Origin of the sequence: Cognaticolwellia beringensis (assembly GCF_002076895.1) — a bacterium.
In the GTDB taxonomy this organism is placed as follows: domain Bacteria; phylum Pseudomonadota; class Gammaproteobacteria; order Enterobacterales; family Alteromonadaceae; genus Cognaticolwellia; species Cognaticolwellia beringensis.
In genome coordinates, this window is record NZ_CP020465.1 from 2,739,733 (window position 1) to 2,754,376 (window position 14,644).

The 14,644-nt window shown below is 40.2% G+C and carries 14 protein-coding genes; 7 read left to right on the forward strand and 7 right to left on the reverse strand.

The window, feature by feature from the left end; all coding sequences use genetic code 11:
• Positions 1–18 precede the first annotated feature (18 nt).
• Positions 19–849, reverse strand: a complete 831-nt coding sequence (locus B5D82_RS11650) for a LysR family transcriptional regulator (RefSeq protein ID WP_081151712.1) — start codon at positions 847–849, stop codon at positions 19–21.
• Positions 850–976: 127 nt separating this feature from the next.
• Here B5D82_RS11650 and B5D82_RS11655 point away from each other — a divergent pair, with 127 nt between their 5' ends.
• From B5D82_RS11655 to argR, 4 genes are all read left to right on the forward strand, one after another.
• Positions 977–2,170, forward strand: a complete 1,194-nt coding sequence (locus B5D82_RS11655) for an acyl-CoA dehydrogenase (protein WP_081151714.1) — start codon at positions 977–979, stop codon at positions 2,168–2,170.
• 120 nt (positions 2,171–2,290) lie between these two features.
• Positions 2,291–4,495 carry a dehydrogenase E1 component subunit alpha/beta gene (locus tag B5D82_RS11660; protein ID WP_081151715.1) on the forward strand — a complete coding sequence of 735 codons (2,205 nt, stop codon included), beginning with the start codon at positions 2,291–2,293 and terminating at the stop codon, positions 4,493–4,495.
• Positions 4,492–5,583 carry an ACP S-malonyltransferase gene (locus tag B5D82_RS11665; RefSeq protein WP_081151717.1) on the forward strand — a complete coding sequence of 364 codons (1,092 nt, stop codon included), beginning with the start codon at positions 4,492–4,494 and terminating at the stop codon, positions 5,581–5,583. Before B5D82_RS11660 ends, B5D82_RS11665 begins: the two co-directional genes overlap by 4 nt.
• A 100-nt stretch (positions 5,584–5,683) precedes the next feature.
• Entirely contained in the window at positions 5,684–6,163 is a 480-nt protein-coding gene (gene argR, locus B5D82_RS11670; protein WP_081151718.1) for a transcriptional regulator ArgR, read from the forward strand.
• 298 nt (positions 6,164–6,461) lie between these two features.
• Here the strand turns inward: argR and B5D82_RS11675 are convergent, their stop codons facing one another.
• On the reverse strand, positions 6,462–7,550 hold the full coding sequence (locus B5D82_RS11675) for an aldose epimerase family protein (protein ID WP_081151720.1): 1,089 nt from the start codon (positions 7,548–7,550) through the stop codon (positions 6,462–6,464).
• A 171-nt stretch (positions 7,551–7,721) separates the two neighbouring features.
• Entirely contained in the window at positions 7,722–8,693 is a 972-nt protein-coding gene (gene ispB / locus B5D82_RS11680; protein WP_081151721.1) for an octaprenyl diphosphate synthase, read from the reverse strand.
• A gap of 402 nt (positions 8,694–9,095) precedes the next feature.
• Here ispB and rplU point away from each other — a divergent pair, with 402 nt between their 5' ends.
• The 3 genes from rplU to cgtA all read left to right on the forward strand — a co-directional run bounded on the left by rplU (position 9,096) and on the right by cgtA (position 11,010).
• A complete protein-coding gene (gene rplU / locus B5D82_RS11685; protein WP_077285540.1) occupies positions 9,096–9,407 on the forward strand; it encodes a 50S ribosomal protein L21 in 312 nt (103 codons plus the stop codon).
• A gap of 16 nt (positions 9,408–9,423) precedes the next feature.
• A complete protein-coding gene (gene rpmA, locus B5D82_RS11690; RefSeq protein WP_081151723.1) occupies positions 9,424–9,681 on the forward strand; it encodes a 50S ribosomal protein L27 in 258 nt (85 codons plus the stop codon).
• A gap of 168 nt (positions 9,682–9,849) precedes the next feature.
• Positions 9,850–11,010: an Obg family GTPase CgtA gene (gene cgtA, locus B5D82_RS11695; RefSeq protein WP_081151724.1), complete on the forward strand. Its 1,161-nt coding sequence runs from the start codon at positions 9,850–9,852 to the stop codon at positions 11,008–11,010.
• Between the two features lie 131 nt (positions 11,011–11,141).
• Here cgtA and B5D82_RS11700 read toward each other — a convergent pair whose 3' ends face one another.
• Genes B5D82_RS11700 through modA form a run of 4 tightly spaced genes read right to left on the reverse strand, consistent with a single transcriptional unit; the run spans position 11,142 to position 14,631 of the window.
• A complete protein-coding gene (locus B5D82_RS11700) occupies positions 11,142–11,888 on the reverse strand; it encodes a HesA/MoeB/ThiF family protein (RefSeq protein ID WP_081151726.1) in 747 nt (248 codons plus the stop codon).
• Positions 11,881–13,125, reverse strand: coding sequence for a molybdenum ABC transporter ATP-binding protein (gene modC, locus B5D82_RS11705; protein WP_081151727.1), 1,245 nt, complete (start codon positions 13,123–13,125; stop codon positions 11,881–11,883). Before modC ends, B5D82_RS11700 begins: the two co-directional genes overlap by 8 nt.
• Entirely contained in the window at positions 13,125–13,820 is a 696-nt protein-coding gene (gene modB / locus B5D82_RS11710; RefSeq protein WP_081151729.1) for a molybdate ABC transporter permease subunit, read from the reverse strand. The genes modC and modB overlap by 1 nt, the downstream gene beginning before the upstream one ends.
• Positions 13,813–14,631 (reverse strand): molybdate ABC transporter substrate-binding protein, encoded by an 819-nt coding sequence (gene modA, locus B5D82_RS11715; protein ID WP_157673887.1) that lies wholly within the window; start codon positions 14,629–14,631, stop codon positions 13,813–13,815. Before modA ends, modB begins: the two co-directional genes overlap by 8 nt.
• Positions 14,632–14,644: the final 13 nt, after the last annotated feature.

Genomic DNA, 14,644 nt, shown 5'->3' on the forward strand with positions numbered 1-14,644 from the left:
TCAATGACCTGCTAAAGCTCAATGCGCATGTTTACGCGCTAAGCGTTTTAAATTATTAATAGCTTTTGAGGATGTAGTGTAAGCTAAGACAATTTCACGGGTTGATTGTAAGCCCACTATCGGTCTGAAAATCACGTCACTGCGTTTAATAATTTCACTATGCGCAGGTAAAAATGCGCAGCCTAAACCCGCATGTACCAAGCCAAGGGCATAATCGATGGTCGTTATTTTTGCACGTACATCAAGACTAACACCGGAGATCGCTAAAGTGTCTTGTAGGTGATCCCAAGCACTGCAAGGCGTACGCTGAATAAAAGGTAAGCCGTCTAGCTGTTGAATTGTAACGCTATCTTTCAATGCTAATATATGGTCATAAGGCATGGCGAGTAAATAATCTTCATGCCACATGTCGATATACTGCTCATTTTCATTAAGCTCATCTTTCAAAATAATGCGCGCATCAACGTTTTCAGTATGTGGCACTAAAGTCAATTCGACAGCAGAGTTTGCTGAGGTGAATTCTTTTAACAATAAACTCATACGCTCGACACCTAAACCGCGAGTAACACCTAGGTTGAATGGGTGCTTATGGGTTTTTTCTGAAAAAACACTTTTAATTGCGCCTGCTTGTCCTAAGAGCTGTTTCGCCAATGGAAATAATTTTTTACCTTGCTCTGAAGGGGTTACGCCACGCGCATGGCGAATAAAAAGTTGCACTTTCAGTTGTTGCTCAAGTTGTGCTATTGCTGCAGATATTGAAGGCTGGGCGATAAAACACGCTTTTGCCGCAGCACTAAAACTTTTTAACTCATAGACTGAAATAAAATAATTTAGTGACTTTAAATCCATAATAAACTTAGTTGGCTTAGGTATAGTTTTAAACTATATCAGTTAAAGGTAAATAATGTTTTAACTTTGGCTAGTATTTGCTTATTATTTTTGCACTTAATTATTTCTCAGCTTAACAGGTAATTTCATGTCTAATTCAAACAGTGCAAACCGTCCTTCGTTTAAATGGCAAGATCCACTTTTATTGGAATCTTTATTGTCTGAAGAGGAGCGAATGATCCGTGACAGTGCGCATCAATATTGCCAAGAAAAATTAATGCCAAGAATATTAATGGCCAATCGCAATGAAGTATTCGATGTTGAAATTATGCGCGAGCTAGGAGCACTGGGCTTATTAGGGGCTACTTTACCTGAAAAATATGGCTGTGCTGGCGTGAATTATGTTACTTACGGCTTAGTTGCTCGTGAAGTGGAGCGAGTTGATAGTGGCTATCGCAGCGCGATGAGTGTGCAATCGTCGTTAGTTATGCATCCAATTTATGCTTACGGCAGTGAAGAGCAACGGATGAAATATTTACCTAAACTAGCATCTGGTGAATATATTGGTTGTTTCGGCTTAACAGAGCCCAATTCAGGTTCAGATCCTGCCAGTATGACGACGCATGCCAAAGCGGTAGAAGGCGGTTTTCGCATGACTGGCAATAAAATGTGGATCACGAACTCACCGGTAGCAGATATTTTTGTGGTTTGGGGCAAACTTGATGGCGTAATTCGTGGCTTTGTTTTAGAAAAAGGTATGGAAGGTTTAAGTGCTCCAAAAATTGAAGGTAAATTTTCATTACGTGCATCTATTACCGGTGAAATAGTGATGGATAACGTTTTTGTGCCAAGCGAAAATTTATTGCCAAATGTTAAAGGTTTATCAGGTCCGTTTGGTTGTTTGAATAAAGCACGCTATGGGATTGCTTGGGGCGCTTTAGGTGCGGCTGAGTTTTGCTGGCATGGTGCGCGTCAATACACCCTTGACCGTGAACAATTTGGTCGTCCTTTAGCGGCAACACAGTTAATTCAGAAAAAATTAGCTGATATGCAAACCGATATTACCACGGGGTTATTGGCTTGTTTGCAAGTGGGTCGCTTAATGGATTCGGACCAATTAGCGCCAGAAGCAATATCGCTTATTAAACGTAATTCATGTGGTAAAGCATTAGAGATTGCTCGAACTGCCCGCGATATGCATGGTGGGAACGGTATTGCTGATGAGTTTCATATTATTCGCCATATGATGAATCTTGAAGCGGTCAATACCTATGAGGGGACGCATGATGTTCATGCCTTGATACTCGGTAGAGCACAAACCGGTTTGCAAGCATTCTACTAAAAATATTACCCAGATAAGGCGTATTTGATACGCCTTTTATTTACCCATTATCTAATGTTTTGTGATCCTAATTCGTATTAACTTTTAAGCACAATAATAAAAATATTCCGTGGAGATATCATGTCTGATCGTAATCAGTTGGTGAAAGAAAACTTTATCAACTTTGTTCGCGCCCGAACCTTACCTGATTCAACTTGCACTTTAACTCCTGAAGGTGTTGGACTAAGTTCAGCTGAAGTTATTGATCTATTTGAAACGCAGGTGATGAGTCGACACCTTGACTTGCAATCACGGGTGATGCAAAAAAAAGGTCAAAGCTTTTATACCATTGGTAGCTCTGGTCATGAGGGGAATGCGGCTTATGCCAAGGCTTTTCGTCCAACAGATATGGCATTTTTACATTATCGCAGTGGCGCGTTTGTTATACAGCGAAGTAAGCAAGTGCCAGGACAAACGATTTTATATGACATGCTGTTGTCATTTGCGGCCTCAAAAGATGATCCTATTTCGGGTGGTCGTCATAAAGTTCTGGGAAGTAAAGCGCTTTCAATTCCACCACAAACGAGCACCATAGCGTCGCACTTACCTAAAGCGATGGGCGCAGCTTATAGCATTCCGTTAGCAAAACGTTTAGCGCATAAAGGTGAAATCCCAGACGATGGCGTCATTATCTGTAATTTTGGTGATGCTTCATCGAATCACTCCACCACGCAAGGGGCAATTAATAGCACAGCTTGGGCGGCTTATCAGTCTATTCCTATGCCGATTGTGTTTGTTTGTGAAGATAATGGTATTGGTATTTCAACCGCTACACCGGAAGGCTGGATTGCCGCTAACTATGAAAATAGAGCCGGATTAACTTACCTCTATTGTGATGGCTTGAATATTTTAGATACCTATAAAACGGCAAAAGAAGCCGAGCGTATTGCTCGAGAATTACGTAAACCGGTATTTTTGCATATCCGCACTGTGCGTATTTTAGGTCACGCTGGCTCTGACGCAGAGTTTGTTTATCGTGATATGGCCGACATTACCGCAACAGAGTTTCAAGACCCGCTGTTACATACCGCGCGCATTATTTTAGAAAATGAAATTTTAACTGCTGAAGCGCTGATTGAAATTTACCAAAATGTTGAAAAGCGCATTGCAGTTATTGCTGAAAATGCCGCAAGTAAAGACAAACTGACTAGCGCTGATGCGGTTATGGCTAGCATTATACCTAGCGTGCAAAAAGCACGGAGTTCTGTGGTGGTTAGCGATAAAACCCGCTCAGAAATTTTCAAACATGAAAAACACAACCTACCTAAAAAGCAACATTTAGCAAAACTGATTAACTGGGCATTAATGGATTTGATGGCTGAATACCCCAGTATTGTTATGTGCGGCGAAGATATTGGCAAGAAAGGTGGCGTTTATAACGTGACGGCAAAATTATGCGAACGTTTTGGTAAAAGCCGGGTAATTAATACTTTATTAGATGAGCAAACAATTTTAGGTACCGCTATTGGTTTAGCTCATAACGGTTTTTTACCCATACCTGAAATTCAATTTTTAGCATATGTACACAACGCTGAAGATCAAATTCGTGGCGAAGCGGCAACATTACCGTTTTTTTCTAATGGGCAATTTACTAACCCTATGGTGATCCGCATTGCTGGCTTAGCTTATCAAAAAGGCTTTGGCGGTCATTTTCATAACGATAACTCTTTTGCTGTGTTTCGTGATATTCCAGGTTTAATTATTGCGTGTCCGTCAAATGGTGCTGATGCGGTTGAAATGATGCGAGCCAGTGTGCGATTAGCGCAAGAGCAACAACGTATGGTGATATTTTTAGAGCCTATAGCCTTGTATATGGCGAAAGATTTACATCAAGAAGGTGATGGGTTGTGGACCTTTGAATATCAGCCGCCGACTTTGGCAGACAGCAGTATCGATTTAGGCGTTAAGGTTGCAGGTTCAGGTAAGCAATTGTGTATTTTAACTTACGGCAATGGCAATTATTTATCGCGCCAAGCCCAAGCTAAATTGGCGGAGCAGGGTATTGATGCGCGCGTTGTTGATTTACGTTGGCTAGCACCGCTAGATGAACAAGGTATTTTGGCGCAAGTAAATGATTGCGAGCATGTGCTGATTGTTGATGAATGTCGTCAAACTGGCTCAATTAGTGAAGCCTTAGTGACTTTACTTCATGAGCAAGCAAACGAATGTCCTAAAATAAAACGGGTTACCGCCAGTGACAGTTTTATTCCCCTTGGTGCCGCAGCTTATGAGGTATTACCATCGGTTGATAATATTGTCGATGCTGCGAAGGAGATTTGCCAATGAGTTCGCCAGTAAAAAATACAGATAAAGAAGCCGTAAAAGCAAAGAACAAGAAAAAGCAAAGAGCGGTCGTTATTTGCCCAGGCCGTGGTACTTACAATAAAGAAGAGCTAGGATATTTGCAGCGTTTACATAGTGATAAAACCGAAATAGTTTCTCTAATTGATGATTTTCGTGACAGCAAAGGGCAAATGAAAGTTTCTGAACTTGATGGTATGGAAAATTACAGTATGCGCACCCATACCGCCGGCGAAAATGCTTCTGCGCTTATTTATGCTTGCGCGTTGTCAGATTATCAAGCCATTAATAAAGACGAGTTTGACATTGTGGCGGTTACTGGCAACTCTATGGGTTGGTATATCGCCTTAGCCGTTGCTGGCGCTTTAAAGCCAAAAAAGGCAATTGAGTTAATTAATACTATGGGCTCGATGATGACAAAAGGTGTCATTGGCGGTCAAATGATCTATCCAATTATTGACGACGAGTGGAAAATTGACCAAGAGCAAGAACAAAAGGTTATGCAATGCTTAACACAAGCAAATCAGCCATTGGATTGTGAAGTTTATATCTCAATTCATTTAGGTGGTTATCTTGTTTTTGGTGGTAACAAAGCGGGCTTGAAAGCATTAGAAGCTTTACTGCCAGTGGTGCAAGAGCGTTACCCGATGAATTTATTTAACCATGCGGCTTTTCACACTCCACTGCTACATGATGTTTCAAAGCAAGCGATGACACTGATGTCAGCAGAATTGTTTAATGCCCCTGAAATACCGTTAATCGATGGTTTAGGACAAATTTGGCAACCTTATAGCTGCGATGTTGAGCAATTACATAACTATACACTAAGTACACAAGTGGTAGAGCCTTATAACTTTTCTAAAGCTATAGAAGTCGCCATAAAAGAGTTTGCGCCAGACAAGCTTATTATTTTGGGCCCAGGTGCGACTTTAGGTGGCGCAGTGGCGCAGAGCTTGATTAGTCATGACTGGCTTAACTTAACCAGTAAAGCAGACTTTATAGCTCAGCAAAAAGAAGCCCCCTATATATTAGCGATGGGATTAGCTGAACAACGTAAAAGTGTCGTATTATAGGCTTTGAAGCACAAATTAGCATTCGAGTATAAAATAAAATAGCTGAAAAAATATTTATTTTATACAATAGGCATTAGAGATTTTCGTTTTGAGTTAAATAATGACCACAAGCCGTAAAAAAAATGAAGCAGAATTAATACTTGCGTTTAAAGCATTACTAAAAGAACAATGCTATGGCTCACAAAGTCAACTTGCTGAAGCCCTAGCTGAGCAAGGCTTTAAGAATATGTCGCAGGCGAAGATTTCACGCTTGTTGTCTAAACTGGGCGCGGTAAAAATGCGCAATGCGAGTGATCAAGTCGTATATATTTTGCCTGATGAGTTAGCAGTACCAAAATCAAAGCAAGCTATTCAATCTGTGGTGATCAGTGTAAAACATAATAATATGCAGATTATTTTAAAAACAGGCATTGGTGGCGCGCCATTAATTTCAAGAATGTTAGACAGCTTGGGTGAGTCGACCGGTATTTTAGGTACCTTAGCGGGTGACGACACCATATTTATCGCACCAACAAATGTTGATCGTATTGATGAGATAACCAAAGATATCAGTTTGTTGTTAGGTGTTTCCTCATCATAGTTTAACATTGACGGTTTAATAGTTACTTAACTTGTTTACTGCAATTTTAGCTAAATAGTTTCAGCTTTCAGCTTTCAGCTTTCAGCTTTCAGCTTTCAGCTTTAAGTTTTAGTGCTAGTCTAGTTGAAGGATTATTTAGGCTAAAGTTATCTCATCATTTTGATTTAATAATGTAGTTAACATGATGAAGTGCCTTTAAGGATAAACCCAAATTTTACATGGGTTTATCTTGCCTATTAAATGCTTGCCGCTTTTAGCTAAAGTATGGTCGATTATTATTTTTGCTTCAGTTCTTCAGTTATCGAGCTTCAAAAACAAAGCGCGTTTGACTATAAAAAGGCTGTTCTGGCCGAAGTATAGTGTTATTTATATCGGCACCGGTCTCACGTTTAGCTAACCTTTGTGGTTCAAAGCAAAAAGCCGAATGTTTTTGATATACGCAGTTTTCTTTACCCGTTCGACTACCATCAATATAATTAGCGGTATATAAAATCAAGCAAGGTTGGTCGCTATACATCGTTAATTCCCGACCAGAGCTTGGTTCAAATGCTCTAGCCGCAAATACTTCGCCACTGATAGCATTATCATTGCTTAACCAATAATTGTCGTATCCTTTGGCGATACGCACTTGCTCGTCATTTGCGGTGATGTTTTTGCCTAAAGCAGTCAATTGGCTGAAGTCGTGCGCGCTATTTAGCACTGCTCTAATTTCACCTGTTGGATAAATACGTTCATTCATCGGTAAAAAATGCTCAGCGTTTAGTTGGATGTGATGTTGGTATATATCACCCGAATTGTGTCCTGCGAGATTAAAGTAGCTATGCTGAGTTAGGTTAATTATCGTGGTTTTATCAGTGCTGGCAAAATATTCAACGGCCAATTCATTACTATTGTTTAAGCTATATTTTACTTTAAAATCAACATTTCCGGGGAAGCCGTTATCACCATCAGGGCTAGTGTGATGAAGTAATAAACTTGCATTATCAACAGAACTTTCGGTGGATGCCTGCCAAAGTTGCGTGTTTAACGCCTTAAAACCACCGTGCAGTTGGTTGTCACTATTATTCATGTCCAGCTGATAGTCTTTATCGTCAATAGACAATAAGCCTTGATCAATGCGCCCAGCATAACGACCAATAATAGCACCCAAATAATAAGGATCATTTTCATATGATTCAATATTGTTGTAGCCCAATACTATATCGCTTGAATTTCCGTGTTTATCTAATGTTTCAAGCGCAACAATAATGCCGCCATAATTGCTGATTTTAACTCGCACACCATGACTATTCTCTAAGCTGAAAAGTTGTGCAATTTCACCACTACGTAATTTGCCAAAATCGCACTGAGTTATATTTGGGCTGCTAATATGGGAAACCGTTGGCATATATGGATGACACTCCTATAAAATAGAAAGTCCATACTAGCAAGGAGCTTAAGGTATTGTATAGCATTGAATATTAGCGAGATGTGCTGAGGTGCGAATATAAAATGGCAACAGTTAGCTAAAGTACTAACTGTTGATTTTTAATCGAGGGATTGCGGTTAGAGGCTGTGGCTAGTGACTACGATTAGCCGCTATATGCGCCAGTGAAATCAAAGCTTGTTTATGCTCAGACTCGGGTAGCATTGCAATAGCATTAATTGCCTTATCGGCTTCTTGCTCGGCCTTTTTTTGGGTATAAACTAAGGAGCCGGTTTGTTTCATTGCGGCGAGTATGTCATCGAGGTGGTCCATACCATTACCATGTTCAATTGCGTCGCGAATTAAGGCTTTTTGTTGGTCAGTCCCGTGTTTCATCGCATACAACAGTGGCAAGGTAGGCTTACCTTCAGCGAGGTCGTCACCAACATTTTTGCCCATTTCTTGTGCGTCAGCGGTATAGTCCATAATATCGTCAACTAATTGAAAAGCAGTGCCTAAATGTTTACCGTAATTCTGCATAGCGAGTTCTGTCACATCATCTTGCTTAGCAATGACAGCCGCTAGTCGTGTTGCGGCTTCAAATAACTTCGCTGTTTTGCAGTAGATAACTTTCATATAGCTATCTTCTGTGGTGTCAGGATCATTACAATTCATTAATTGCAGCACTTCACCTTCAGCAATAATATTGGTTGCATCGGATAAAATATCCATGATTCTTAAGTTGCTTAACTCACTCATCATTTGAAATGAACGAGAATACAAAAAATCACCGACTAATACGCTAGCACTATTACCGAACATCGCATTCGCTGTTTCACGACCACGGCGCATATTCGATTCGTCAACAACATCGTCATGTAAAAGGGTTGAAGTATGGATAAACTCTACAATTGCCGCGAGTTGTAAATGCTCTTCACCTTTATAACCAATAGCTCTTGCTGCTAATACGGTGAGCAATGGGCGCATACGCTTACCACCACCATTAACAATATAAACACCTAATTGATTGATTAGCGCAACGTCGGAATGAAGTTTCGAAAAGATAAGATCGTTGACAGCGGTCATGTCTTGTTGAGCCAAAGCTTGGATATTTTTTATATTCATAGAGCGTAACAAGTTACCTTAATTGAGCATGATACCAAATAAAATAAATAATCGAACATTTTAAGGTGACCTAAATATCCCATATCTGCGTTGCTTGCAGGCACTTTATGTTTAGTCTGGAACAATAAACATGCGCTCTTGAATATTTATTCTCGTTTATAACGGTTCATTTACTTAATTCAATTAGTATTTAGTGTTAGAATACTAGTAATTTCACGGGGTAATTTTACACGAAATTCATGACGATAGAAGTTTTGTGAGCAAGAAGTTTTTACTTTAGTAAAAATAATAATAAATCATTACTTTTATGCTTGCTCTAACCGATTTCTTCGCGTAGAATTCGCGCCCTATAATTTTAAATTTAAGCGTCGTCCATAGATGATGACGCAGTACGGAGTAGCTATGTACGCGGTATTCCAAAGCGGTGGTAAACAGCATCGTGTAACTGAAGGCCAAACAGTTCGTTTAGAGAAAATTGAACTTGAAATTGGTGCTGCAGTAGAATTCGAAAACGTTTTAATGATCGCCGATGGCGAGAGCATCAATGTAGGCGCGCCTTACATTGCTGGTGGTAAAGTTGTGGCTGAGGTTGTAAACCAAGGTCGCGCTGACAAAGTTAAAATTGTTAAATTTAAACGTCGTAAGCATTCACGTAAAGAAGCGGGCCATCGTCAATGGTTCACTGAAGTGAAAATTACTGGCATTAACGGCTAATTAGGAGCGATTTACAATGGCACATAAGAAAGCTGCGGGTAGTACACGTAACGGTCGTGATTCAGAAGCTAAACGCCTAGGTGTTAAACGTTTTGGCGGCGAAGCTGTTTTAGCGGGTAACATCATTGTTCGTCAACGTGGTACTCGTTTCCACGCTGGTAGCAACATGGGTATCGGTAAAGACCACACTCTATTTGCTTTATCTGATGGTAAAGTACAATTTGAAGTTAAAGGTCCTAAAAACCGCAAGTTTGTAAGCATCATTGCTGAGTAGTAATACGCAAACTTATAAAACCCTGCTGTTACGCAGGGTTTTTTTTTGCAGGTAATTTATAGTAATCCGTTACAAATTGTATAAAAAATGACATTGTTCAATCCAAATTGAAATAAATCATTTATAATATGTAGCAGAAAATAAAATTTTGGAGTGTTTTAAAACACCATGAAATTCGTAGATGAAGTAGAAATTCGCGTAGAAGCCGGCGACGGTGGTAATGGTTTAGTTAGTTTTCGTAAAGAAAAGTATATTGAGTTCGGCGGTCCAAACGGCGGTGACGGCGGTGATGGTGGCGACGTTTACTTAATTGCTGATGAAAGCTGGAATACACTAATCGATTATCGTTTTGAAAGATTTCATCGCGCGAAACGTGGTGAAAATGGCCGAAGCCGGGATTGTACGGGTAAAGGATCAGAAGATCTTTACTTAAAAGTACCTGTAGGTACTCGTGCTGCTGATATTGATACCGGTGAGCAATTAGGTGATTTGACTCAACACGAGCAAACACTATTGGTCGCAAAAGGCGGTTGGCATGGTTTAGGCAATACTCGCTTTAAAAGTAGTACTAACAGGGCTCCACGTCAGAAAACTGATGGAACGCCAGGCGAAATACGCAATTTAAGACTTGAATTGTTGTTACTCGCTGATGTTGGTTTATTGGGCTTGCCAAATGCAGGTAAGTCGACCTTAATTCGCAGTGTTTCGGCAGCGAAGCCAAAAGTAGCAGACTACCCGTTTACTACCTTAGTGCCTAATTTGGGTGTTGTGCGTTTAGATGCTCAACGTAGTTTTGTTATTGCTGATATCCCAGGTTTGATTGAAGGCGCAGCTGACGGTGCCGGTTTAGGTACACAGTTTCTAAAACACTTAGAACGTTGTCGTATCTTATTGCATGTGGTTGATGTTTTACCGGTTGACGGCTCTGATCCGCTAGAAAATGCAAGAACCATTGCAGGTGAACTAGAAACACATTCTGCAGCACTGGCAGGAAAGCCACGTTGGTTAGTCTTTAACAAGTTAGATTTATTGCTTGAAGAAGAAGCGAAAGAAGTTACCGACCGCATTATTGAAGGTCTAGGATGGGAAGGTGAGGTTCGCAGTATTTCAGCGGTTAATCGCAAAGGCACTGAAGATTTGTGTCAAGGCGTTATGAGCTTTATAGAAGCCTTGCCACCAGAAGTTGAAGAAGCGCCGATTGATGGTAAAACTGTTGAATTTAAATGGGATACTTATCACGAAGATGCGATTGCAGACTTGGCTGATGATCTGGATGATGAAGACTGGGATGAAGATGATTACGATGTAGAAGTTGAATATCGTAAGTAAATTTGTAATCTACAGCGTTCGCTTTAAGCCTTTTTCATACGGTAAGCGCTAATTAAAAGTGTTAAAAGGCGGTTTGTTATTTACATAATAAACCGCCAACCCTTCAAGTAAACTCTATCAAATTCTAAAACTTACCCTGAACATATAGTGCATTTAGCCTGTTTTTTCATAGCGAATTGCTGCCATGAGTTATTCAAACCATCAAAAATATTCAGTTGATTTGTTGCCACGGGATAACCGGTTAAAAACTTAATTGCCTGTAATGCTTGCATGCCCCCAATAATCGCTAATACGGGACCTAATATGCCGATGGTTTGGCAATTATTTTCGGGTGCTTTTTTATTAGCAGGAAATAAACATTGATAGCAAGCGCTGTCAGCTATGTTTGGGTTAACAAACATATGTTGACCGTCAAAGCCGGTTGCCGCGCCAATGACTAGGGGCTTCTTATGTTCTATACATTTTTGATTGATAAGATAACGGGTGGCTATGTTGTCAGTGCAATCTAGCACCAAGTCAACGAGGGGGAAATAGTAATCGGCAAGCTCTTCATCGAGCATCTCATCAAGCACTTCGATATTGGTACTGCTATTAAGTTGCTGTAACTTCTCTGCACTGGTATCTGCTTTATTTTGGCCAATGTCGGTTTCACTGAACAGTATCTGCCGGTGTAAGTTGGATATTTCAATACTATCACCATCAGCCACATAAATATGGCCGACACCTGCGGCATTTAAATAAAGGCTAACAGGGTTACCTAGACCACCGACACCAATAATTAAGATGCTGGCATTTTTAAGGGCTTGTTGACCTTCTTCTCCCATGCCTTTTAACATAGTTTGACGGCTAAAACGTAATTGGTCTTGGTTACTAAGCATGGTGTGTTGGCTCCGTATAATGATAACTATGCACGGCATTGGCTTTAAATTGAATAAACACGGTTGCTTGTGTGGTAAGCGCCATGCGTTTTGTTGACCACAAACTGATTTGAGCATAAAACTTTTGCCCGTCGGTATTCAGCGTTACTAACGCATTGGTATTACTGTAGTCAATTGCAGTAATGGTTGCCGGTAAGTGATTTACAATTGAGCTGTGTTCAGGCTTTGTTGTACTGATACTAATATCGCGTGCATAAATGATAAAAGGTAGCTGTTGACCAATTAAGCGCGGGTTGCTGGTCTGCTCAAGTATCGGTGAATATATGCTGTGATTGCTGCTGTGATTGCTGCTTTGATTACTGCTCTGTATTGTCGGCAGTGAAAGACGGGTTAGACCGTAATCTGGTAAATGCTCCACGATTGTTAATGATAAACTCGTTTTAGGGCTAGTTTCGCCTCGGCTATTTAACTCGTGAATCGCTTGGTGAATCGGGGCAGATTGACTCATTTTCCCTGCTGAAACTATCACTAATTGATCGGCGATATATTGTAATTCACTTAAACTGTGACTGACATAAAGCATAGGAAGCTTAAGTTGTTGTTGAATTGCTTTTAAAATGGTCAACATCTGTGATTTAGTGGTTTTATCTAAGGCACTAAAGGGTTCATCCAATAACAGTAACTTAGGCTCTGCTAATAATGCTCTAGCAATGGATACTCTTTGTTTTTCACCACCGGAAAGCTGTGTGACATTTTGATGCTGTAGTTTGTTTAGTTGCGTTAATGTCAGTACTTTATCAATGGTTAGTTGTCGGTTTTTTTGCCGTTTAGCGCCATAAGCTAAATTTTCATAAACCGTTAAGTGCGGAAATAAACGACTGTCTTGAAAAACTAAGCCAATTTGTCTTTTTTCAGCTTTAATAAAACACTTGTTGTCGCTATTTTGTAACGCTGTGCCATTTAACGATAGTTGGCCATTTGCACGGTGTTCAAGACCGGCAATAACCCGTAATAAGGTCGATTTACCTGAACCAGAGTCGCCATAGATACCGGTAATGGCTGAGATGCTAATCGTTTGTTCAATCGAAACTGAAAAACTATTAAACGCTAAGGTAAATGCCAAAGATAATTCTGATGGTATAGTACTGCTAGGCTTTTCAGCAAGTGACTTTTTGTCGGCTATCGTTTTGATATAAGGTTGTTGATTTGAGTTGTTAACGTCAGGCATATCGCTCATCACTTTGCTAAGTCCTTTTGCTTACTGGTAAAATTATTACCTAGTAGATATACAAAAGACAACAGTAATAATGACGCAATAAGTAGACCAGCTGATAATAAGTGGGCGTTAGCATAGTTAAACGCTTCAACATGATCGAATAAAGCGATTGATAAAACTCTTGTTTCTCCAGGAATATTACCGCCTATCATTAGCACCACGCCAAATTCACCTACGGTATGTGCAAAACCTAATACGGTAGCGGTAATGAAGCTGGCTTTAGTTAAGGGAAAAACGATACTAAAAAATCTATCTATCGGGCCTGCGCCGAGCATAGCTGCTGCTTCTAAGTGCTGATCGCCCAGTTGTTCAAAAGCCTTTTGTAATGGTTGTACAACAAAGGGCAGGGAATAAAGCACTGAGCCAATAACAATAGCACTAAAACTAAAAGCTAATTGGCTGCCTGTAGCGCTTTGCCATAACTCTCCGGGTAAAGAAGTCGGTGAAAACGCTAATAGTAAATAAAAGCCTAATACCGTGGGTGGCAATACTAAGGGTAAAGCTACAATTGCTTCAAAAAAAACTTTAAATCGACTTTGCCATTTAGCTAAATACCATGCCATTGGCGTACCTAATAACAGCAGGATAACGGTGGTAATCGCGGCCATTTTTAAGGTGGTAACAAGGGCGAGTAAGTCAGCTGAAAGATCAGTCATTTTGTGTCTTAACCTGAATGTTGTCTCGTGGTGACTTTACCGGCAAGTAGCCCAGTGCTTGTAATGTTTTTTGGCTACTTACTTGTAGTATAAAGTCACTGACTTGTTGGGCAATTTCAACTTGTTGGCTAGACTTTACGATCACTAGCTGTTGGGCAATAGGTTGATAATATGCAGTCGGCATAATAATCCCTTGATAGTTATTGATGACTAATTGACTATACGCCACTATGCCTAAAGGGACGGCTTGACTTCGAACTTGTTGAAAGGTTTGGCTAATATTTATACCGGTGATTAATTGATTTTTTAACTTCGGCCATAGCGATAAATGTTGCAAGGCTTGCTGGGCCGCTTTGCCATAGGGCGCGGTATCGGGATTGGCGATGGCTAACTTACCGGTATAATGACTCAGTTCATTTAAACTCTGTAATGGTTGGGTGGCAGACCATAAAGCAATTTGCCCATAAGCATAAGTTTTACGACTGTGCTTTATTATTAGCTTTTCTTGTTCAAGCATTTCTGGTCGGATTGAGTCAGCGGATAAAAATAAATCAAACGGTGCGCCATGTTTTATCTGCTGATAAAGCGTACCCGTAGCCGCGCTGATAATTTGATAATTAATTTGGTTTTTATTCGGTAAATCAGCCAATAATATTTTAAGTGCCGGAGCAAAATTTGCTGCTACAGCAATACGTAAAGGCTTGGTTTGCTTTTGTTTGTCAACAGCAAAAACGTAGCTGGTTTGTAAGGCCAGCCAAATAACAGTCAGCGCAATGAATATTTGTGCTAACTTGGGTAAGTGCTTCAGCATTAAATTGGCCATA